21 protein-coding genes and 1 tRNA gene are annotated in these 20400 nt (G+C 64.1%); 6 read left to right on the top strand and 16 right to left on the bottom strand.

Translation table 11 applies throughout. The features are described from left to right. Positions 1–10: 10 nt before the first annotated feature. Together AAFN84_RS13175 and AAFN84_RS13170 are read right to left on the bottom strand one after the other, a co-directional pair. On the bottom strand, positions 11–496 hold the full coding sequence (locus AAFN84_RS13175; protein WP_347515001.1) for an SRPBCC family protein: 486 nt from the start codon (positions 494–496) through the stop codon (positions 11–13). Then, entirely contained in the window at positions 493–873 is a 381-nt protein-coding gene (locus AAFN84_RS13170; RefSeq protein ID WP_347515000.1) for a metalloregulator ArsR/SmtB family transcription factor, read from the bottom strand. Before AAFN84_RS13170 ends, AAFN84_RS13175 begins: the two co-directional genes overlap by 4 nt. A 317-nt stretch (positions 874–1190) precedes the next feature. On the opposite strand from AAFN84_RS13170, the gene ffh reads away from it, so the two are divergent. The 3 genes from ffh to rpsP are packed head-to-tail and all read left to right on the top strand — an operon-like array spanning position 1191 to position 3563. Continuing rightward, positions 1191–2762: a signal recognition particle protein gene (ffh, locus tag AAFN84_RS13165; protein WP_347514999.1), complete on the top strand. Its 1572-nt coding sequence runs from the start codon at positions 1191–1193 to the stop codon at positions 2760–2762. 8 nt (positions 2763–2770) lie between these two features. Then, positions 2771–3091, top strand: coding sequence for a chorismate mutase (locus AAFN84_RS13160; RefSeq protein ID WP_347514998.1), 321 nt, complete (start codon positions 2771–2773; stop codon positions 3089–3091). A 55-nt stretch (positions 3092–3146) separates the two neighbouring features. Then, positions 3147–3563 carry a 30S ribosomal protein S16 gene (gene rpsP / locus AAFN84_RS13155; protein ID WP_347514997.1) on the top strand — a complete coding sequence of 139 codons (417 nt, stop codon included), beginning with the start codon at positions 3147–3149 and terminating at the stop codon, positions 3561–3563. Positions 3564–3632: 69 nt separating this feature from the next. Here the strand turns inward: rpsP and AAFN84_RS13150 are convergent, their stop codons facing one another. From AAFN84_RS13150 to AAFN84_RS13105, 10 genes are all read right to left on the bottom strand, one after another. Then, positions 3633–4718: a chemotaxis response regulator protein-glutamate methylesterase gene (locus tag AAFN84_RS13150; protein ID WP_347514996.1), complete on the bottom strand. Its 1086-nt coding sequence runs from the start codon at positions 4716–4718 to the stop codon at positions 3633–3635. Between the two features lie 6 nt (positions 4719–4724). Further along, positions 4725–5585, bottom strand: coding sequence for a protein-glutamate O-methyltransferase CheR (locus AAFN84_RS13145; RefSeq protein ID WP_347515136.1), 861 nt, complete (start codon positions 5583–5585; stop codon positions 4725–4727). Between the two features lie 26 nt (positions 5586–5611). Further along, positions 5612–6094: a chemotaxis protein CheW gene (locus AAFN84_RS13140; protein WP_347514995.1), complete on the bottom strand. Its 483-nt coding sequence runs from the start codon at positions 6092–6094 to the stop codon at positions 5612–5614. Beyond that, positions 6094–7926, bottom strand: coding sequence for a methyl-accepting chemotaxis protein (locus AAFN84_RS13135; protein WP_347514994.1), 1833 nt, complete (start codon positions 7924–7926; stop codon positions 6094–6096). Before AAFN84_RS13135 ends, AAFN84_RS13140 begins: the two co-directional genes overlap by 1 nt. A 226-nt stretch (positions 7927–8152) precedes the next feature. Continuing rightward, positions 8153–8635 carry a chemotaxis protein CheW gene (locus AAFN84_RS13130; protein WP_347514993.1) on the bottom strand — a complete coding sequence of 161 codons (483 nt, stop codon included), beginning with the start codon at positions 8633–8635 and terminating at the stop codon, positions 8153–8155. Continuing rightward, positions 8635–10734, bottom strand: a complete 2100-nt coding sequence (locus tag AAFN84_RS13125; RefSeq protein WP_347514992.1) for a methyl-accepting chemotaxis protein — start codon at positions 10732–10734, stop codon at positions 8635–8637. Before AAFN84_RS13125 ends, AAFN84_RS13130 begins: the two co-directional genes overlap by 1 nt. 24 nt (positions 10735–10758) lie before the next feature. Next, positions 10759–11265: a chemotaxis protein CheW gene (locus tag AAFN84_RS13120; protein ID WP_347514991.1), complete on the bottom strand. Its 507-nt coding sequence runs from the start codon at positions 11263–11265 to the stop codon at positions 10759–10761. Positions 11266–11270: 5 nt separating this feature from the next. Beyond that, on the bottom strand, positions 11271–13358 hold the full coding sequence (locus tag AAFN84_RS13115) for a chemotaxis protein CheA (protein ID WP_347514990.1): 2088 nt from the start codon (positions 13356–13358) through the stop codon (positions 11271–11273). Beyond that, positions 13355–13723, bottom strand: a complete 369-nt coding sequence (locus tag AAFN84_RS13110; RefSeq protein ID WP_347514989.1) for a response regulator — start codon at positions 13721–13723, stop codon at positions 13355–13357. Before AAFN84_RS13110 ends, AAFN84_RS13115 begins: the two co-directional genes overlap by 4 nt. Further along, positions 13720–14037 (bottom strand): STAS domain-containing protein, encoded by a 318-nt coding sequence (locus AAFN84_RS13105; protein WP_347514988.1) that lies wholly within the window; start codon positions 14035–14037, stop codon positions 13720–13722. The genes AAFN84_RS13110 and AAFN84_RS13105 overlap by 4 nt, the downstream gene beginning before the upstream one ends. Positions 14038–14372: 335 nt before the next feature. On the opposite strand from AAFN84_RS13105, the gene AAFN84_RS13100 reads away from it, so the two are divergent. After that, positions 14373–16085 carry a chemotaxis protein gene (locus tag AAFN84_RS13100; RefSeq protein WP_347514987.1) on the top strand — a complete coding sequence of 571 codons (1713 nt, stop codon included), beginning with the start codon at positions 14373–14375 and terminating at the stop codon, positions 16083–16085. 132 nt (positions 16086–16217) lie between these two features. On the opposite strand, the gene AAFN84_RS13095 is transcribed toward AAFN84_RS13100, so the two are convergent. The 3 genes from AAFN84_RS13095 to AAFN84_RS13085 all read right to left on the bottom strand — a co-directional run bounded on the left by AAFN84_RS13095 (position 16218) and on the right by AAFN84_RS13085 (position 19178). Continuing rightward, the gene (locus tag AAFN84_RS13095) at positions 16218–17267 is read right to left on the bottom strand and encodes an HD domain-containing phosphohydrolase (protein ID WP_347514986.1); all 1050 of its coding nucleotides are present in this window, start codon (positions 17265–17267) and stop codon (positions 16218–16220) included. A 90-nt stretch (positions 17268–17357) separates the two neighbouring features. Continuing rightward, on the bottom strand, positions 17358–18695 hold the full coding sequence (locus AAFN84_RS13090) for an SDR family oxidoreductase (RefSeq protein ID WP_347514985.1): 1338 nt from the start codon (positions 18693–18695) through the stop codon (positions 17358–17360). Positions 18696–18698: 3 nt separating this feature from the next. Further along, a complete protein-coding gene (locus tag AAFN84_RS13085) occupies positions 18699–19178 on the bottom strand; it encodes a DUF2269 domain-containing protein (RefSeq protein ID WP_347514984.1) in 480 nt (159 codons plus the stop codon). A 193-nt stretch (positions 19179–19371) separates the two neighbouring features. Between AAFN84_RS13085 and AAFN84_RS13080 the strand changes: the two genes are divergently transcribed. Beyond that, positions 19372–19542, top strand: coding sequence for a hypothetical protein (locus AAFN84_RS13080; protein WP_347514983.1), 171 nt, complete (start codon positions 19372–19374; stop codon positions 19540–19542). A 70-nt stretch (positions 19543–19612) separates the two neighbouring features. On the opposite strand, the gene AAFN84_RS13075 is transcribed toward AAFN84_RS13080, so the two are convergent. After that, positions 19613–19687 (bottom strand) — tRNA-Gly (locus tag AAFN84_RS13075). Positions 19688–19880: 193 nt separating this feature from the next. On the opposite strand from AAFN84_RS13075, the gene AAFN84_RS13070 reads away from it, so the two are divergent. Next, positions 19881–20378: a prolyl-tRNA synthetase associated domain-containing protein gene (locus AAFN84_RS13070; RefSeq protein WP_347514982.1), complete on the top strand. Its 498-nt coding sequence runs from the start codon at positions 19881–19883 to the stop codon at positions 20376–20378. Positions 20379–20400: the final 22 nt, after the last annotated feature.

The raw sequence follows: 20400 nt of genomic DNA, 5'->3' as shown, positions 1-20400 counted from the left end.
TTTTGCGCATTTACGGGCGCTGCGCCTTGATGTGCTCGACCATCTGGTCGACGACCGTACTCCAACCGTCGTGAAAGCCCATTTCCTCGTGCTTCTTGCGCGTGTCCTGATTGCCGTGGATGGCGATCGCCTTGTAACGCGTCCCCTCACCCTGGCGGGTCAGTTCCAGTACCGCGGTGAAGAAGGGCTCCGGCGCCGGACGAAATCCCGGCAAGAGTGTGTCGGTGAAGACGAGTCTCTCGTTCGGCACCACTTCGAGGTAGCAGCCCTCGTTTGGAAACTCCTGCCCCTCCGGAGAGCGCATCGTGGTCGAGAAGCGCCCGCCCGGGCGCAGGTCGATCTCGCACGCCGTCACGGTCCAGGGCTTCGGCACGAACCATTCCTTCAGATGCGCCGGTGTCGTCCAGGCTTTCCAGACGAGGTCGACGGGCACGTCGATTTCACGCTCCAGCACGAGGTCGAGCGCCGGATCGATCTTGATCACGGATGAGGTCATTTTCCGTCTTCCTCCTTCAACTGCATGAGATAACTGTCCAGCCGGTCCAACCTGCGTTCCCACAGGGTGCGCTGCCGCCCGAGCCAGTCTTCGGCCAGCTTTAGTCGATCCGGTGCGATCTGGTAGGTGCGTACACGTCCTGTCTTATGAGACCGAACGAGCCCGCAGCTCTCCAGTACCTTCAGATGCTGGAGGAAGGATGGCAGCGCCATTTCGTATGGCTCCGCCAGTTCGCTCACAGAGGCCGGATGGGCGCTGAGCCGCTCGAGCACCTGCCGGCGGGTCGGGTCGGCCAGCGCCCGGAAGATGCCGTCGACGATCAGCGCGTCTGGCGCGCCGATGCTGTTGCGGCCTGTGTCCCCCGATCTCGTCCCCACGAACCCATCTCCCTCGTCATCATTCTGGAACCTGGATAGGCCATACTGATAGTTAGGTCAATACCTATGTATTCATGCCACACAGCCACGCGCGCTTGACTCCGTCGGCGTTTTCCTGTCTAGAGCGGCACGAATTCAGCGACGAGTGACAACTCCGAGCCGCCGACCGGGGCGATCTTCCCACGAGAAGATACGATCCCGGAGGTCACCACCCGGCAGCGCGATGCGCCCCCGGGTGCTTTTTGGCTTTGGGTTTGGCATCGCGGCGCTGAGGCATTACCTCTCTGGCGAACAACGACAGGGAACGGGAAAAGCGGATGTTTGAGAGCCTACAGGAACGACTTGGTTCGATATTGAACGGCCTGACCGGTCGTGGCGCGCTGTCGGAGGCCGATGTCTCCGCCGCGCTGCGCGAGGTGCGCCGTGCGCTGATCGAAGCCGATGTGGCGCTGGAAGTCGTCCGCTCCTTCACCGACAAGGTCCGCGCCAAGGCCGTCGGCGCCGAGGTTCTGAAATCGATCAAGCCCGGCCAGATGGTCGTCAAGATCGTCCATGACGAGCTCGTGGAGATGCTCGGCTCGGAGGGCGAGACGATCGACCTCAATGCGCCGGCTCCGGTCGTCATCATGATGGTCGGTCTGCAGGGTTCGGGCAAGACCACCACCACCGGCAAGATCGCCAAGCGCCTCACCGACCGCCAGGGCAAGAAAGTGCTCATGGCCTCGCTCGATACGCGCCGGCCCGCCGCCCAGGAGCAGCTTCGCCAGATCGGCGAGCAGACCGGGGTGGCCACCTTGCCGATCATTGCCGGTCAATCGCCGGTGGACATCGCCAGGCGTTCTGTTCAAGCGGCGAAGCTCGGCGGCCACGACGTCGTCATCCTCGACACCGCCGGCCGTACGCACATCGACGAGCCGTTGATGGGCGAGATGGCCGAGATCAAGCGTGCGTCGAACCCGCATGAAATCCTGTTGGTCGCCGACTCGCTGACCGGTCAGGACGCTGTCAATCTCGCACGCAATTTCGATGAACGCGTCGGCGTCACCGGCCTTGTCCTGACCCGCATGGACGGCGACGGCCGCGGCGGCGCCGCGCTTTCGATGCGGGCCGTCACCGGCAAGCCGATCAAGCTGATCGGCGTCGGCGAGAAGATGGATGCTCTCGAGGAGTTTCATCCCAAGCGCATCGCCGACCGTATTCTCGGCATGGGCGACATCGTCAGCCTCGTCGAGAAGGCTGCCGAGACCATCGACGCGGAAAAAGCCGCGGCCATGGCCAAGAAGATGCAGTCGGGCAAGTTCGACCTGAACGATCTTGCCGACCAGCTTCGCCAGATGCAGTCGATGGGCGGCATGGGTGGCATCATGGGCATGATGCCGGGCATGGGGAAGATGAAGGACCAGATGGCTTCGGCTGGCTTCGACGACAAGATGTTCGGCCGCCAGATCGCGATCATCCAGTCGATGACCAAGGCCGAGCGCGCCAACCCTGATCTCCTCAAGCATTCGCGCAAGAAGCGGATCGCGGCGGGTTCCGGTACGGACGCCGCCCAGATCAACAAGCTGCTCAAGATGCATCGCCAGATGGCCGACATGATGAAGGCCATGGGTGGCAAGGGCAAGGGCGGCGGCATGATGCGCGGCCTGATGGGGGGCATGGCCCAGAAGATGGGCCTCGGCGGCATGGGTGGAATGGGCGGCATGCCCGACCTTTCGAAGATGGACCCGAAGCAGCTCGAAGCGCTCCAGAAACAGGCTGAAGCTGCCGGGCTGGGCGGCGGCATGCCCAAGGGTCTTCCTGGCGGACTGCCGGGCCTTCCGGGGGCCGGGTTTCCTGGCCTGCCGGGCGGTCCGAAGCTTCCCGGCCTGCCCGGCCCAAGGAAGAAGTGAGGGGGACCATGAACGACATCACGACGACAGACGCCGCGCGCGCCCAGCTCGCCGAATACCGGGCCTCGATCGACAACATCGACGCGGCCCTCGTCCACATGCTCGCCGAGCGCTTCCGCTGTACCCAGGCGGTCGGCGTGCTCAAGGCGAAGCACGATTTGCCGCCGGCCGATCCCGCCCGCGAGCAACAGCAGATTGCGCGCCTGCGCCAGCTTGCGCATGACGCAAACCTCGATCCCGACTTCGCGGAGAAGTTCCTCAACTTCATCATCCGCGAGGTCATCCGCCACCACGAGGCAATCGCCTCGGGCGCGGAAACCCGAGCCTGACCATCAACGAAATGTCGAAATGCGGCCCTTCGGCCCAAAATCCAGGAGAAATGACATGGCACTGAAAATCCGTCTCGCCCGTGCGGGCTCCAAGAAGCGCCCCTACTATCACGTCGTCGTCGCCGACGTGCGTTCGCCGCGCGATGGCCGCTTCATCGAGCAGATCGGTTCGTGGAACCCGATGCTGCCCAAGGATGGCGAGCGCGTGAAGGTCGATGAAGACCGCGTCAAGCATTGGCTCGACAACGGCGCGCTGCCGACCGACCGCGTCGCTCGCTTCTTGTCGGAAGCCGGCATAGTTGCGCGTGACGCGCGCAGCAACCCGACCAAGGCCCTGCCGGGCAAGAAGGCGCAGGAACGCGTCGCCGCGGCAAAGAAGGCCGAGGAAGACGCAGCCGCCAAGAAGGCCGCCGAGGAAGCTGCGGCAGCAGAAGCTGCCGCCGCCCCAGCCGAGGAAGAAGCTGCTTCCTGATCCAGGCTGCGAATTCGGAAACGAAAATGGCGGGCTTCGGCCCGCCATTTTTCGTTCAGGTGACTGGGATCACCAGCTTTGGGTCGACTGCATGATTTCGCCGGCCATCCGCTCCAGCGGGAGGATCTTGTCGGCAGCCCCGCGGGCGATCGCCTCCTTGGGCATGCCGAAGACGACGGAGGTCGCTTCGTCCTGCGCCACCGTGTGCGCTCCCGCTTCCTTCATTTCGAGCAGGCCGCGCGCGCCGTCGTCGCCCATGCCGGTCAGGATGATGCCGACCGCATTGGCGCCCGCCGAGCGCGCAGCCGAGCGGAACAGCACATCCACCGATGGTCTGTGGCGCGACACCAGCGGACCCTGCCGCACCGAGACGTGATAGCGCGCGCCCTGGCGTTCGAGCAGCACGTGATGGTCGCCCGGCGCAATGAGCACATGGCCGCGCAACACCGGATCGCCGTGCTCGGCCTCCTTCACTTCCATCTGGCACAGCCCGTTCAGCCGGCGCGCGAAAGCGGCCGTGAATTTTTCCGGCATGTGCTGCACGATGACGATGCCGGGCGCATTGGCCGGCAACGCCTCGAGAACCTCGCGCAACGATTCCGTCCCGCCCGTCGAGGCGCCGATGCAGACGACCTTTTCGGTGGTCTTCGCCATGGCGCGCCCTGTAGGTGGCGGAAGCACCGCGTCGGCGGTGAGTTTTTTCGCCGGCCCGCCAGCCGAAGCGCTGTACCCGCGACGGACATTGCCGAGACGCGCATGCGCTGCCGCCTTGACGACATTGCGGATCCGGTCGCCGATCTCGTTGAGGTGGTCCGCGGCGGCGATCTTGGGTTTCAGGATCACGTCGACCGCACCCGCCTCCAGCGCCTGCATCAGCGTTTCCGAACCCGCCTCAGTCAATGACGAGCACATAACCACCGGAATTGGCCGCTGCGACATGAGCTTGCGCAGGAAGGTGATCCCATCCATGCGCGGCATCTCGACATCGAGCGTGATGACGTCGGGGATGTCTTCCTGGATGCGCCGCGCGGCAACGAACGGGTCCGCCGCCACGCCCATGACTTCGATCTCTGGATCGGCTTCGAGAACGGAAACGAGCGTTTGCCGGACGCTGGCGGAATCGTCGATGATGAGAACGCGTATCTTGTTTCCCATTGCCCCTCAGACGCGCTGGAATACCGTGTTCGCCACGGTGCGGACCGGCAGGTCGAGGCCGGCGATGGTTTCGGAATGACCGATGAAGAGGTAGCCGCCGGGGACGAGACAGTCGCACAGGCGCTGCAGAACGCCTGACTGCGTCTCCTTGTCGAAATAGATCAGCACGTTGCGGCAGAAGATGATGTGCATGGGCGCCCCCACATTGTAGCGGGCATCCATCAGGTTCATCCTGCCGAAGCCGATCTTGGAGCGCAGATAGGGCGTGACGCGGACGTCGCGACGCGACGCATTGGCAGCGGTCAGGATGTATTTGTGCCGCATGTCGTCCGGCACCGGTTCGATCAGCTCCGTCGGATAGATGCCCAGCCGCGCCTTTTCCAGCACGTCGGTGCTCAGGTCCGTAGCCAGGATCGAATATGAGCCGTCACGTCGGGTCTCGAAGAACGTGTCGAGCACCATGGCCATGGTGTAGGGTTCCGCACCCGTCGAGCAGGCCGAGCTCCAGGCACGAATGGAACCGACCCCCTGCTTGACGAGCGCGGGAAGTGCGACGTCCCGCATGTAGTCGAAATGCTTCGGCTCGCGGAAGAAGTCGGTCTTGTTGGTGGTGACCGCATCGACCAGGTGGACGAGTTCCGTCTCCAGACCGCCATGGTCGAAGACGTAGTCGCAATAGGCATCAAAGGTGAGGATGTTGGTGGCCCGCAGGCGTCGGCGCAGGCGGCCCTCCAGCATCGTATGCTTGGTCGCCGGCATCTTGATACCGCTGTAGCGGTAGATGAATGCCGACAACCGTTCGAAATTGCGCTTGCTCAGCCTGTCGTTGAGTGGCTGTGCCTTGACTGCAGTGGACGCCATACGGATACCTCGAACTCGAACTGTTACACGCGTCAGGCAGCTTCCGGCCTTTGGGCCAGAAGTGCCGTGTCTTTTTCTGTCAGGAGCCGTGCGAGGTCGACCAGGACGACGAAGCCCTGGTCTCGGCGCACGACGCCGGCGATGTAGTCGGAACGCCAGCGGCTTCCGATGTCGGGCGCCTGCTCCACCTGGTCACGCCGGAACGGCGTGACCTCGTAGACCCGGTCGGCAACCATGCCCAGCGACAGCATCCTGTCGTCGAGCGGGATGTCCATGACCAGAACCCTTGTGTGCGGCGTGGGCACCGTCTTCGACAGCCCCAGCTTCAGCCGCAGGTCCATGATCGGCACGCCCTGGCCTCGCACGTCCCGCAGGCCCAGCAGGTAGTCAGGGCCGTTGGGGATCTTGAAGGCCTCCTCGTGGTCCAGGATCTCCCGGACCACGCCGACCGGCACTGCGAAGACCTCGTCACCCAGGCTGAAGGTGACGTATTGGGCTTCGTCGGAGGCGGACATCAGGCCGACTCCCTGAAATCGGCGTCGTGCTCATCGGGGCCGCCCATGGCCATGTCGAGCGCGAAGCCCTTGGCGCGTTCCTGCTGGGCGTGAACCGAATGGCCCGCCTGGTAGGTCGGCTTCTTTGCCATCGGCTTCTTCGCCGCTGGCGCGATGTGGGCAACGGTCTTCTTCGGGGCCGCGGCCGGTCGTGCAACCGTCGCGGTCCGCTTCGTGCCTGCCATGTCGGTGCGGAAGAAGGCGATCGATGCCTGCAGTTCCTCTGCCTGTGCGGCGAGTTCTTCCGAGGTTGCCGACATCTCTTCCGAGGCGCCCGCGTTCTGCTGCGTCACCTGGTCGAGCTGCTGGATCGCCTCGTTGATCTGGGCAGCACCGATGTCCTGCTCGCGGCAGGCAGCGCTGATCTCCGAGACGAGTTCGGCGGTCTTGCGGATGTCCGGCACGAGCCGCGTCAGCATCTCGCCGGCTTCAGCGGCAACCTTGACCGTATCATCCGACACGGCGCTGATTTCGGCAGCCGCCGTCTGGCTGCGTTCGGCCAGCTTGCGGACTTCCGAGGCGACGACGGCGAAACCCTTGCCGTGCTCGCCGGCACGGGCGGCCTCGACGGCGGCGTTCAGCGCCAGCAGGTCGGTCTGGCGTGCGATCTCCTGCACGATGCCGATCTTCTCCGCGATAGTGCGCATCGCTTCGACAGCCCTGCTGACGGCTTCACCCGAAGCCTCGGCATCCTTCGACGACTGGCGTGCCATCTTCTCGGTCTGGGCGGCGTTGTCGGCGTTCTGCTTGATGTTGGCAGCCATCTGCTCCATCGAGGAAGACGCTTCCTCGGCAGCCGATGCCTGTTCCGTCGCACCCTGCGAAAGCTGCTCCGAGGACGACGACAGTTCCTGGCTGCCCGACGAGACGTTTTCCGCCGCAGCGGCAGCGTCAGCCACCACCGCACGCAGACGCTCGACCATGCTCTGCAGCGACTGGCCCAGCGTATCCTTGTCGGACAGCGGCGTCGGACGGACAGTCAGGTCGCCCTCCGAGATCAGTTCGGCGATGCGAGCGGTCTCGCGTAGATTCGCCGTCATGACGTTGACGTTGTCGACCAGGTCCTTGATCTCGTCGTTGGTCTTGATCTCGATGTTCTGGCCGAGATCGCCAACCGCGACGGCCTTGGCGAGTTCGTTGACGCGCGACAGTCCGCGGCTGATGCCCATCGCGATCCACAGGGCGATGACGATGCCGGCGACCAGCGCAAAACCCGTGATCGCAAAGACGATGTTGCGGGTATTGGCGTACTGGATGTTGGTGTCCTGATCGGCCTTGATCATCGCGTCCTTGCTCGCCTGAACCCGAACGGCGATCGTCTCTTCGATGGCGTCGATGATCGGGCGGCCTTCCTGGCGCGTCAGACGTACGGCTTCCGCGCCATTACCCGTACGGGCGACGTTGCGGATACGGTCGTCGACCTGGACCAGCCGGTCGAACTCGGTACGAACGTCGGCCCACTGGCGCTTGCCTTCTTCGGTACTGGCATTGTCCTGCAGCCACTGGACGGTCTCGAGGAAACCCTGGCGGTTTCGGTCGCTTGCTTCTACGTAACCCTGAATTTCGGCCGGTGTTTCGGAGTTCGCCAGGTTGAGCTGGGCGCGTGCGATGCGAAGCTGATAGTCGCCAAGGTTCTGCGCGCGTTCGAGGCGCGCGGCCGGCCCTTGCACCATGTCGGTGATGGCCTGGTTGAGGTTTGACAGGCTATAGATTCCATAGCCTGCGGTGATGGCAAGCATCAGGATCAGCAAGCCGAATCCTAATGCCAGTTTGAGCTTGATGGTGAAGCGCATGGATGTGTCCCCGCGAAAGATCGTCAGTTGATAGAACGCGGCGCACCGAGAGCCGGGGCGTCGTGAGGTTTTGAAGAATGGCCTGATGCCTTGGAAACGGAGCGGATGCTCCGTCGGTGGACAGGTCTTGAATACAATCTGAAATCCAGCCCTTTGCTGCGGCTGGTCTGTGGCCTATCCGCCCTAGCTCTTCGTCTTCACGACTCCCTCCTCTTCACCTTCGTGGTCAGGCTGCCTTTGGCGCGCCGGCCAGAAGTTCCGTGTCTTTTGCTGTCAGGAGCCGGGCGAGGTCGACCAGGACGACGAAGCCCTGGTCTCGGCGCACGACGCCGGCGATGTAGTCGGAACGCCAGCGGCTTCCGATGTCGGGCGCCTGCTCCACCTGGTCACGCCGGAACGGCGTGACCTCGTAGACCCGGTCGGCAACCATGCCCAGCGACAGCATCCTGTCGTCGAGCGGGATGTCCATCACCAGAACCCTTGTGTGCGGCGTGGGCACCGTCTTCGACAGCCCCAGCTTCAGCCGCAGGTCCATGATCGGCACGCCCTGGCCTCGCACGTCCCGCAGGCCGAGCAGATAGTCAGGGCCATTGGGGATCTTGAAGGCCTCCTCGTGGTCCAGGATCTCCCGGACCACGCCGACCGGCACTGCGAAGACCTCGTCGCCCAGGCTGAAGGTGACGTATTGGGCTTCGTCGGAGGCGGACATCAGGCCGACTCCCTGAAATCGGCGTCGTGCTCGTCGGGGCCGCCCATGGCCATGTCGAGCGCGAAGCCCTTGGCGCGTTCCTGCTGGGCGTGAACTGAATGGCCAGCCTGGTAGGTCGGCTTCTTCATCGCCGGCTTGGCGGGTGCCGCGACCTTCTTTGGCGCGGGTGCCTTGCCAGGCACAGGGGCTGCCTTCTTTGCGCCCTCGGCTTCGACCTTGAAGAAGGCGATCGATGCCTGCAGTTCCTCTGCCTGTGCGGCGAGTTCTTCCGAGGTTGCCGACATCTCTTCCGAGGCACCCGCGTTCTGCTGCGTCACCTGGTCGAGCTGTTGGATCGCCTCGTTGATCTGGGCTGCGCCGATGTCCTGCTCGCGGCAGGCCGCGCTGATCTCCGAGACGAGCTCGGCGGTCTTGCGGATGTCGGGCACAAGACGCGTCAGCATCTCGCCGGCCTCGGTGGCCACGGAAACCGTGTCACCGGAGAGCGCGCTGATTTCGGCCGCGGCCGTCTGGCTGCGTTCGGCCAGCTTGCGGACTTCCGAGGCGACGACGGCGAAACCCTTGCCGTGCTCGCCTGCACGCGCCGCTTCCACGGCGGCGTTCAGTGCCAGCAGGTCGGTCTGCCGTGCGATCTCCTGCACGATGCCGATCTTCTCCGCGATGGTGCGCATCGCGTCGACCGCACGTGTCACCGCCGCACCGGATGCCTCGGCATCCTTCGACGACTGGCGCGCCATCTTCTCGGTCTGGGCTGCGTTGTCGGCGTTCTGCTTGATGTTGGCCGCCATCTGCTCCATCGAGGAAGACGCTTCCTCGGCGGCCGATGCCTGTTCCGTCGCACCCTGCGAAAGCTGCTCCGAAGACGACGACAGTTCCTGGCTGCCAGACGAGACGTTGTCGGAAGCCGCGAGCGCATCGCCCACGACGCCGCGCAGGCGCTCGATCATCGTGTTGACATGGCCGAGCAGGTCGCCGACCTCGTCATTCGACTTGACGTCGGCGTAGCGGGTCAGGTCGCCCTCGGCGACAGACCGCACGGCCTCGTTGGCGTTGCGCAGGCCGCGACCGATGGAGACCACGATCCACATTGCGGCGGCGACCGCGATCAAAGTCGAGATCGTCAGGAGACCGATCAGCAACGACCGGCTCGTTTCATAGGTCGCTGTCGCTTCCGCCAGAGATTCCGTCTGAAGCTGACCGTTGAAGGTCACCAGTTCGTCAAGCGTGGACGCCGCGTCGAGGCGCGCCTGCCGCATCGGTCCATTGGCGCGCAGATTGGCTTCGTAGGTACTGCGCTGTGTTGCCAGAGCGTTGGCGCGATTGACTGTCTCACGCGCGGTTTCGAAAGCCTGCTGGAGGTTGAGAACGGCTTGGCGCTGCTGCCCCGACGAAGATGCCAGAAGGCTTGCAATGTCCCTTTCGGTCCTCTCGACGTCAGCAGCGTAGTTCTCGATCGCCTGGTCCTGCAACTCGGGCGAGCTGCTGGTAAGCAGGATGCTGCGGTGCTGGAGGAAGAAGTCGGTGATGTTTGCTCGAACTTCACTTGCAAGTTCGTAGTTCTGTGTTGCGCCGATTTCACCGCGTCCGGACGCTTCCCTGAAGAGCTTGGCCGCTGCCTCCGAAGCCGCTTCCGCCTCGGTCACGGCATTGCTGCCCTCAGTGGTGGAGAGGTTGAATGCCTGGACGTCCGTATTCTTCTGCACGATGGCCTGCATCTCCAGACTCTGAGTCCAGTAGGCATTCCACTTCTGCTGGAACGTCTGGAGATAGCCCCGGCCGGTATCGGTCGTTAGCCGGCTTCTCACATCCTCCGCGACACGAGCGAGATCACCATTGATCGTCGCGAGATGTCCCGCGATTTCTGCCATTTCGGCGGCGTCGTCGGTGATGATCATCTGCCGGGTACGCGACCCGATCTCGCCGGTGAGCGTTTCCATCTGGCTGAGGCCCAGCGTCGCCGCCGCGCGTCCGTTGACCAGCTGGTCCATGGTGGTGTTGAGCTGCGACAGGTTCTGCACAGCCACGAACATGCTCACGCCGGACAGGAGTATGACCGCCGAGAATGTTCCTATGAGTTTACTCTTGATGGTTAGCCGCATTTCGATTGCCCCCGTAAAGGATTGTCAGTTGATGGAGCGAGGACCCGTCGCCGTCCCCGCATCAAGATTCGAGAAAATCGCCTGGAGATTGGGGAGGATGATGAATTCGCCTCCCCGCTTGAACAGGCCTTCGATGTAGTCCGGCCGCCAGCGCATGCCGACGCTGGGCGGCGGCTCGCTGGAAGTCATTGCCAGTGTCGTCACCTCATTGACCTTGTCGGTACGCAGGCCGATGAGGGTGGTTTCGCCCTTCAGCTCGATCTCGATGACGACGACACGGCTGTCGATCGTCGCCTCGCTTGCTTCCATGCCGAATGCCAGTCGAAGATCGGCCAGCGGTATGACGCGGCCACGGAAGTTGATGACGCTGGCGACGAAGCGCTCCGACCCCGGCACACGTGTCTCCGGCAGCATGTCGAGGATTTCCTGCACGCTTGTCGCTTCGAGCGCGAAGGTCTCGCCGTGGAGATTGAAGGTCAGGACCTCCATCTCGTCGTCTGCCGATAGGTTTTTGTTGTCCTGCTGGATCATGGTGGTCACCCTGCAGCGCGAAGCTGCGCCTCCTTTTGCTGGCCGGCCGCCACGAGATGGGCGACGTCGAGAATGAGCGCGACGGTGCCGTCGCCAAGGATCGTCGCGCCTGAGAAGGTCGCGACATTGGCGTGCAGCTTCGACATCGACTTGATGACGGTCTGGTGGTCGCCGATGATCTGGTCGACGACGAGGCCGACGCGTTCGGACCCGGTCGAGATCACGACGATCTTCTGGTGCGGATCGGGCTTGGTGCCGGTCTCGAACTGCTCGCGCAGGCGCAGGAACGGAACCAGCTTGTCGCGCAGCGAGATGAAGGAGCGGCCGCGCGAGCGCAGATCTTCCTCCAGCGACAGTTCGAGACATTCCTCGACGGCTGCCAGCGGGATGACGTAGCGCCCGTCCCCGACACGCACCAGGAGCCCGTCAATGATCGCCACGGTCAACGGAATGCGCAGGGATATTTCCGATCCCTTGCCCGCCGTGCTGGTCATGTCGATGGCGCCGCGAAGCGATTCGATGGTGCGCTTGACCACGTCCATGCCGACGCCGCGGCCCGACAGGTTGGTCACCTTCTGGGCGGTCGAGAACCCGGGATGGAAGATGAACTGCAGCAGGTCGTGATCGCTGACCTGCTGGCCGGGCTCGATCAGACCCGAGCTCTCGGCCTTGGCGCGGACGCGATCGCGATCGATGCCGCGACCGTCATCGATGATCTTGATGATGACCTCGCCACCGGCCTGGCGCGCCGACAACCTGATCTGGCCCGCAGCCGGCTTGCCGGCTTTTTCCCGGTCGGTGGGCAGTTCGAGCCCGTGGTCGATGGAGTTGCGCACGAGATGGACCAGCGGATCGGCCAGGCGCTCGATCACCGTCTTGTCGACCTCGGTGCTCTCGCCCTCAGTGACCAGTTCGATCACCTTGCCCGTCTCGCGGGCGAGATCGTGGACGAGGCGGCGGAAGCGTCCGAACAACGTTGCCACCGGCACCATGCGCAGGAACATCATCGTGTCGCGCAATTCGCCGGACAGCCGCTCGATTTCCTCGGAAACGGAACGCAGATGCAGGTCGGCGCTGGCGGTCGCCAACTGGCTGAGGCGTGATTGCGCGATCACCAGTTCGCCGACCCGGTCCATCAGTTCGTCGAGCCGCTCTGCCGGCACCCGCACGCTTTCGGCGGATTTCGTATGCTTTTGCTCGGCGGACGCAACTGCGACGTCGGCCTTCCTGCCAGAAACGGCCTCCGGCAATGTCTTTTCCGGCGCTGCCACCTCCTCCACGGTCGCAGCAATCTGTTCCTCGGGTGCGGTCATGGCTTCGACCATCGCAACGTCGACGGCAACATCCGTGGGACTGTCGAGCGGCTCGACCCTGAGCTGCATGTCGTCCATGACGAAGATGAACACGTCGTCGATGGCCGATCTGGGTTGGTCCGTCTTCAGCGTGACGTTCCAGGCGACATGCAGATCGGTCGGCACCAGCCCTTCCAGCGGCGGGACAGCGGAAGCGTCCGCGACGATTGTCGCCTCGCCCAAGTCGCGCAACTCGGCCAGCAGCGCCAACGGATTGGTGCCGTTCGACATCGCGTTGGCCGGCAGGTTGAACCAGATCTTCCACCCCGACGTGGCGCCAGGAGCATCCTCCGCGACAACGGCCTGTGCGACCGTGACCTCGGTTTCGGGGACCGCAGCGGCGGGCGTCGCCACCGAGCCACCCTGGGCTGCCTCGACGGCCTGTCGCAAGTCGGCAAGCAGCACCTCGCCTGCCTCCAGGTGCGCGTCCGTCACTTCGTCCTCGACCAGCGAGCGCATGTGGTCGCGCGCCGAAAGAACGGCGGAGACGAGTTCGCTCGTCGCCGGCACTTCGCCCTTGCGCACACGGTCGAATGCCGTTTCGCAATGATGGGTAAAGGCTGCCAGCGCGTCGAAGCCGAACATCGAGCCCGACCCCTTGAGGGTGTGCAGGCTGCGGAACACGGCGTCGATCAGGTCCTTGTCGGTGAGCCGGTGCGTCAGGTCGAGCAGGCCTTGCTCGATCTGCTCGAGCAGTTCGGCCGCCTCGATACGGAAGGTTTCAACAGGATCCATGCTCATCGTCCCAGCACCTTCTTTGCAATTTTCACCAGTTGTTCGGGGTCGAAGGGCTTCGTCAGCCAGCCCGTGGCGCCGGCCGCCTTGGCGCGCTGCTTCATGCCCTCGTCAGATTCCGTCGTGAGGAAGATGATCGGCACGCCTGTATGATCGGGCGACTTGCGCAGCTCTTCGATCATCGTCAGCCCGTCCATCACCGGCATGTTGAGGTCGGTGATGATCAGGTCGTAGTGCGCGGCCTTCGCCTTGGCGATGCCGTCGGCGCCGTTCTCGGCCTCGGCCACCGAATAGCCGGCCCCACTCAGCGCGATCTTGATCGTCACCCTGATGCTTGCGGAATCGTCGACCGTAAGGATCGATGCGGTCATTGTGTTCCCCTCTTGGTCCAGAAGCCGGCCGTGTCGGCGTCGATGAAGCCGCCACTGTCCAGCACCGCCAGCAACGGTCCCGCGCTCGGCTGTTTCAGCGCGAGCTGCTTGCCCTGAGCCCTGGCGCTCTGCTGGGCGGCAAGCAGAAGCTGCACGAAGCTGATATCCGCCTCGGCATCGTCCTGCAGTTCCAGTGTTGTCGATTGGTGGGATGCCAGAGCCGCCAGCAGCGTGTCGCGAATTTCGCCGGCACGCCGAATAGTCAATGGTCCCGACAGGCGCACCTCGCCCGTCGTCTCGCCTACATTTTCCATGATGTCCTCGGAATTCCCCGAACCCAAAAATTTGCCCGTAAACAGGGACTCATGGCGGCATTAAAAGTTGGTAAACAGTTTCTTGCCAGGTCTCGCCGGATTCGATGCGCCTAAATTAGCGCCTTGGAATACAAGGGGTTTTGAGGCCGGAAATCACGGGCGGACGCTCAATCCTGAGTCATTTTCCGATCGGAATCGCAAATTCCCGCATATCGAATCTGACTCCCCTTTAGGCCACAATAAAACTTATATTGTGCCAGCAAGTTTACCGGAATTTGGCAGTTTGCGGTGTAGGAACACGGCAGCAAGACAAGCAACAATTGGCGGGTGGGGCAGTGAATTCTTCTTTGCAGGCAATTTCCGGGCAGTCGCCCGAACAGGATTTCAAGGTCACCGGCCGTCTCGAGCAGGCACGCAGCCGTCTCGAGGAACGCTTCCTGGAAGGTGGCGCCGTCCTCGCGGGCGCGCTCGATTCCGTCAGCGACATGGTCAAGTCGCTTGATCAGGTCACCGCGGCGCTCGGCAACGATACGGTCGACTCCACGGTGGCTGATCTCAGCAGGACGACCGAGCAGTTGCTCGAGCTGCCCGCTCTCCACGCCACGCGGCAGGAGAACATGCGCAAGCTCACCGCGCTCGGCATCACCCTCCAGACGCATGTCGACGAGATGCTCGAGACCCTGCGCTACCTGCGCACCTTCGCGGTCACGGTGAAGATCACTGGTGCCGGCGCGTCGGAATTTGCCGGCTTTGCCGACGAGATGCTCGGCAAGATCCAGTCGGGGCGCAACCAGGTCGACGGCTTCGCATCCCGCCTGGCCCAGCTTCTCGAGCAGGTGCGCGCGGCCGTCAGCTTCGGTCAGGACCTGCGCAAGCAATATGACGGCATCGTACCCGGCGTGACCCGCGATCTCGCCGCAGATGCTGCCAAGATGGGTGATTACCACACCCGTGTACGTACCGTCGCAGCCTCGCTTGGCGAGCTCGTGCGCCAGGTGCAGGGCAAGGTCGCCAAGACGCTTTCAGCCTTGCAGATCGGCGACATGACGCGCCAGCGCGTGGAACACGTGCAGGCCGGCCTTGGACTGCTGGCAGGCGCGCGCGCCGATGGGCCGGTGGACGGCGAAGCCGCCATGCTGCGGCTGCTCGGCGCGCAGATGGAAGACCTCGTCGACGAGTTCAACGACGGGTGCGGCACCGTCACCTCCAGCCTTGCCGGCCTGGCCGGCGACATCAAGGAAGTGCTGGCGCTCGGCAAGCAGGCCCGTGGCAACACGAATGGCGGCGACAATTTCCTGCGTGCCCTCGAAACCAGCGTCGGCGTCGCCCGCAAGCTCGTCGGCCGTATCGAGATCGCTGGCCAGCGCACCGATGAGGTGAGCCGCTCTGCCGCGACGACGGCACGTGAGCTGTCTGACGCCGTCGACAGCATCCGGACCATCAAGACCGAGATCCAGTACATGGCGATCAACACCAGCCTGCGCTGCAGCAGGATGGGCGAAGCCGGCAAGCCAATGAACGTGGTCGCTTCGGAACTGCGCGTCTTCGCCAACCAGATGGAAGTCGTCTCCGGTCGTATCCTGGAAGGGTTGGCGGCATTGGGCGCCGCGGCGAGCGAACTCGGTGCCGACGATGCAGATGCCACCTCGGGCCTCGGCGAGGCGCTCGACAACGCGCTCGCCAACATTCGCGAAGCGGGCGAACGCATGGAGGCAGACCTGAAGACCATGGCGGCGAAGGGCGAGCATCTGGGTCGCGAAGTGGGCAGCAGCGTCAGCCGCCTCGATTTCACGCGCGAACTCGGCGAGGTGCTGGAAAGCTGCACGCTATCGCTTGCCACGGAGGCGGCGGAGTCCGTGTCCGGCGAGGCCGGAGACGATATTTCGCCGGCGGTCCTGACGCTGTCGGAACAGCTCTTCAAGACCTATACGATGGCTCGTGAGCGTCAGGTCCACCGCGCCTACATCCCGCCTCAGGAAGAGGTTGCCGCCGAGGCGGCCACGGCGACGGCGAACGAGGATGACGACATCGAGGCGGCGCTATTCTGATCGCAGCGCCGCTATGGGTCTCGAACGTGGCTTGGCGAGACCGCGCCGCCTCGCAGAGACGCGCGCAATGGAGCTGCCAGAACAGTCTTCGCGGTTCTGCGTGCCGGTGAAAATCTGGCTTGGGAAAAACGCTCAGCAGGTCTCGAGGACGCGCACGTCCGTGCCGGCCATGATCGCGAGGATTTGGGGCCACTTGGCCTGGAACGCCCCGACGCAAGCCGGATCGAAATGCTTGCCGCTCGACGCCACGATCTCGCTATAGGCTTCGTCCACCGGCCACGCCCGCTTGTAGGGGCGCTCGGAGCAGAGCGCATCGAACACGTCGGCGACGGCGACAATGCGGCCTTCAACGGGAATCTCGTCTCCGCGCAGGCCGGCCGGATATCCGGAGCCGTCCCATTTCTCATGATGCGAGCCCGCGATCACAGCCGCCGCCCGCACCAGGTCGGACGAGCCGCCTTCGAGGATGCGGCAGCCGAACCCCACATGCTCGCGCATCAGCGCCATCTCGCTGTCGGACAGGCGTCCCGGCTTCTGCAGGATCGCGTCGGAGATGCCGATCTTGCCAATGTCGTGCAGCGGTGCGGCAAGGTAGATGATGCGCGCGCGCTCCTCGTCGAGGCCCAGCCCCTCGGCGATGAGCCGCGAGATCGCGGCGACGCGGGATATGTGCTCGCCCGTCGTGCCGTCGCGATACTCGATCGCCCGCGCCAGCCGCCAGATCACCTCCTCCTCACGTTGCGCGATATGGCGCGTTGCCGCCTCCACCTCGCCGGCCAGCAGCCGCGCCCTGTCCGAAAGCTCGAGTTGCGCCAGCCGAAGCGCCAGCAGGTTCCGCACTCGCGCCTGCAATTCGATCCTGTCGAACGGCTTGTTGAGGAAATCGGTCGCGCCGGCCTCGATCGCGGCAAGCCGGATCTTCTGCTCCATCTCGGAGGTGATCATGACGATCGGAACCAGGCGATAGGCTTCGGTGGCCCGCAGCGCCGAGATGAATTGGTCGCCGTTCATGCCCGGCATGATGTAGTCGACGAGAATCAGGTCGAACTGTTCCTGCCGGCACAATTGCGTTGCCGCAACTGGGTCCAGGCACGACTGTACCTCGACGCGGTCCAGCAACCCGACCACACTTGCGATCGCAGCAAGACTGGACTTGCTGTCGTCTACGACAAGAACTTTCACCGATCTGCCCCCATCCCGATGATCAGGAAGAGTGATAGTCCGAAAAACCTATCCATATGCTTAAGCCGGACGTCGATTCTTGTCTCCGCTTTAGCGCTCGTCCATGATTGCCAGCGCGACGGCCATCAGCAGGATCGCCGGCCCGGTCTTGACCAGCGGCCCGAGAGGATCGAGCCACAGGCCGGGCGTCAGCACCACCGCGCCCGCCATATAGGCAAGCGACAACGCGATGCCCGCCATAAGGCCGACCCGGCAGGTGGGGCGGTAGGCGATCGCCGCACCGACGGCTATATCGGCAAGGCTCGTCACCGCCGTTGTCGCCTGGGCCAGACGCGCCGGAACGCCGGCGCCAACCAGGATCGAGGCCGCCGCTTCGAACCCCACCGTCAGGGCGATCACACCAGACACCGTCCAGAATGCCGCAAGGCCGCCGATGACGGCCGGTTTGGCGAGATAGAGCCGTGCGAACCAGCTTTCCTGCACCGTTGCGTCGAGCCGCGCCAGCGTCTGGCCGAGCGAGGACGGCTCGATGCCGGTCTCGGCCATCCATCGTCGCGGATCGCCACTCACGCCGCGCCGCATCTCGGCCAGGGCGGTGCTGCGGATCGGCGGCGACCAGCCGAGGCCGGCAGCGATGTCGCCTGCGGAGGCTCCCAGCCGCATCAGCCATGCGGGCAACCGCAGACGGCGCCGGGGGCCGCCGAGATGCACGCGAAAGGCGTCGATGACGGCACCGACCGTCGTTGGCGTCTCCTCCATCACGTCCCACACCGTGCGCCACACGCGCTCGCCCTCCCGCCAGCGCCTTGCAACGTGGCAGACGGTGCGCACGATGTCGTTCACGTCCGTCGTCGCGAAAGGCCGCGACGATTCATGCCGCGGCAGATCGAGAGGCAGCGCCGCCAGGGCGCGGATCAGGGCACTGCCGCCATAGGCGGCCGGCGCGATGACGAAGCCTGGCCGCAGCACGACATGCGCGGCACCGCTGGCGGCAAGGATACCGTCGGCGTCGCGCTTTGTACGGCTGAACTGTGTCTTATCCTCCTCCGGCCTGCCGGGGATGGAGAGATGGACGAGCAGGCGCGGCGCGGCGCCTTCGAGGGCCATCGCCTCGGCCAGCCTGCCGACCAGACCGGAATGGGCATCCGCCGCGCTGCCCCGCCGGCTGCTGTCCTGCAGCACGCCGATGCAGTTGACGACGATGTCGGCCCCATGGCGGCTGAAAAGGTTCTCCAGGCCAGATGCGTCGAGGCGCAGTATGTCGGCTTCCCGAACATGGCCTTCAAGCGCCGCCTTTTGCGCCAGGCTGAATCGACGCGCCACGCCGACCACAGGGTAACCCGCGCGCCGTAATCGTGATGCGAGCGCATGCCCGATCAGGCCGGACGCACCGAGAACGAGGATCGTCGGTTGGGTTTCGCTGACCATCTTTCAGAGCACCGGCTTGGCGATCATCAGCCAGACGATCGCCATCACGGCTCCGAAACCTGGGAATCCGAAGATGAACCAGACCCGGAAAAGCCTGTGATAGGCCTGTGGCAAGCCTGTTCCGGAGGCGGCGGCCGCCAGCGCCAGGTCGCGCATGCGCGTCTGGATCCAGATCACCGGCAGCCAGAAAATTCCGGCCACCCCGTAAAGCGCCAGCGACACGATGATCCAGCCATCGGAGAATGACCATCCGATCTCGCGCATCAGCAGGTAGCCGGTGACCGGCTGGAGGATCACGGCAGTGGCGGTGAATAGCTTGTCGGCCTGGACGACGATCGCCCCCGTGCGCCCGATGAAGCCGGCATCGCGCGACAGATGCGCCATCAGCATGAAAAAGGCGATGCCCGTGCCCGTGCCAAGGATCACGATTGCGCCCAGCACATGGGCGAATTTGAGCACCAGATAGGTCAAGCGTGCCGCCATTGCTCGCAGGGATCGCAACGCAGCCCTAACACGCAACCCGGACAGGGCGCTACCGCCATGCGCTCCGCCCCGCGCTCACCGCAATTTGTCTCGATCTCGACATTTTCGGATGCCAGTGTCCTTGTGCCGCTGGATGTCTGGCGGAAGACGGCCATGCGGGACGCGCCCGCATCGATGCCGGAAAGGAAATGCCATGCAGTATGTCGACAGGACCCCCTCCGGTGTCTTCTCGCCGGAAGAAGTCGATGACATGCGGGCCGAGCTCGCGCGCGGCGACACGCCGGGCGAAACGGTCGACGCACGCGAAAACCGCGCCCGATTGCTGTTCTTCAGAAAGATCGCGCTACCGCAATCCACACAATAGGCGGGGCGCCATCGAGCGCCCCGAAAACACGAAAGCCGCGGCGAACCGCGGCTTTTCGATGTGAGATATTTGGAGCGGGTGAAGCGATTCGAACGCTCGACCCCAACCTTGGCAAGGTTGTGCTCTACCCCTGAGCTACACCCGCTCGCGCGGCTCTCGCCGCAAGCCGGGCTTATATGGCCGAACTCTTGGGCGAATGCAACAGGGAAAGCAGTCAATTTTTGCGGCGTTTTCTAACGTTGGGGAAGCGTTCTAATCGAGCGGCTGGACGCGGGCGCGCCATTTCGGCTAGGGCTTCGGTGAAATCCGCCCGCGCCACGATCCAGGGACCCGGCAGCATGCCCAAGACACCGGAACAGCTTTTTGAATTCCTCGCAGGCTTGGGCATCGCGGTCACCACCGTGCGCCACCCGCCCCTGTTCACGGTCGCCGACTCCCAGTCTCTGCGCGGCGAGATCGCCGGAGGCCATACGAAGAACCTGTTTCTCAAGGACAAGAAGGACCAGTTCTTCCTTCTGACCGTCGAGGAGGACGCGCAGATCGACCTGAAGGCTGTGCACCACCTGATTGGTGCGTCCGGCAGGGTTTCGTTCGGCAAGCCCGACAGGCTGCTGGACTTGCTGGGCGTTCTTCCCGGCGCTGTGACCGCCTTCGGGCTGATCAACGATAGCCAGGGTACCGTGAGAATGATTTTCGACGAGGCGCTGATGCGCCACGAGATCATCAACGCCCATCCGCTGACCAACGACGCGACGACCTCGATCGCCCGCGAAGACCTATTGCGTTTCGCGGTGGCGACCGGCCACGAGCCACTGGTCTTGAAACTCTCGGGCTGATGGCCACATTTCGCATCAATGC

It is taken from the genome of Mesorhizobium sp. CAU 1741, from assembly GCF_039839275.1.
Taxonomy (GTDB): domain Bacteria; phylum Pseudomonadota; class Alphaproteobacteria; order Rhizobiales; family Rhizobiaceae; genus Aerobium.
Note: the sequence above shows the minus strand (reverse complement) of the source record. Positions and strands in the feature narration are given on the sequence as shown.

Coding starts and splice junctions, on each gene's coding strand:
- AAFN84_RS13085 (WP_347514984.1), bottom strand. CDS start 19,178: ATGGCGGCACGCTTGACCTATCTGGTGCTCAAATTCGCCCATGTGCTG.
- rpsP (WP_347514997.1), top strand. CDS start 3,147: ATGGCACTGAAAATCCGTCTCGCCCGTGCGGGCTCCAAGAAGCGCCCC.
- AAFN84_RS13140 (WP_347514995.1), bottom strand. CDS start 6,094: ATGTCCGCCTCCGACGAAGCCCAATACGTCACCTTCAGCCTGGGTGAC.
- AAFN84_RS13150 (WP_347514996.1), bottom strand. CDS start 4,718: ATGGGAAACAAGATACGCGTTCTCATCATCGACGATTCCGCCAGCGTC.
- AAFN84_RS13130 (WP_347514993.1), bottom strand. CDS start 8,635: ATGTCCGCCTCCGACGAAGCCCAATACGTCACCTTCAGCCTGGGCGAC.
- AAFN84_RS13175 (WP_347515001.1), bottom strand. CDS start 496: ATGACCTCATCCGTGATCAAGATCGATCCGGCGCTCGACCTCGTGCTG.
- AAFN84_RS13115 (WP_347514990.1), bottom strand. CDS start 13,358: ATGAGCATGGATCCTGTTGAAACCTTCCGTATCGAGGCGGCCGAACTG.
- AAFN84_RS13160 (WP_347514998.1), top strand. CDS start 2,771: ATGAACGACATCACGACGACAGACGCCGCGCGCGCCCAGCTCGCCGAA.
- AAFN84_RS13125 (WP_347514992.1), bottom strand. CDS start 10,734: ATGCGGCTAACCATCAAGAGTAAACTCATAGGAACATTCTCGGCGGTC.
- AAFN84_RS13135 (WP_347514994.1), bottom strand. CDS start 7,926: ATGCGCTTCACCATCAAGCTCAAACTGGCATTAGGATTCGGCTTGCTG.
- AAFN84_RS13105 (WP_347514988.1), bottom strand. CDS start 14,037: ATGGAAAATGTAGGCGAGACGACGGGCGAGGTGCGCCTGTCGGGACCA.
- AAFN84_RS13070 (WP_347514982.1), top strand. CDS start 19,881: ATGCCCAAGACACCGGAACAGCTTTTTGAATTCCTCGCAGGCTTGGGC.
- AAFN84_RS13120 (WP_347514991.1), bottom strand. CDS start 11,265: ATGATCCAGCAGGACAACAAAAACCTATCGGCAGACGACGAGATGGAG.
- AAFN84_RS13080 (WP_347514983.1), top strand. CDS start 19,372: ATGCAGTATGTCGACAGGACCCCCTCCGGTGTCTTCTCGCCGGAAGAA.
- ffh (WP_347514999.1), top strand. CDS start 1,191: ATGTTTGAGAGCCTACAGGAACGACTTGGTTCGATATTGAACGGCCTG.
- AAFN84_RS13110 (WP_347514989.1), bottom strand. CDS start 13,723: ATGACCGCATCGATCCTTACGGTCGACGATTCCGCAAGCATCAGGGTG.
- AAFN84_RS13090 (WP_347514985.1), bottom strand. CDS start 18,695: ATGGTCAGCGAAACCCAACCGACGATCCTCGTTCTCGGTGCGTCCGGC.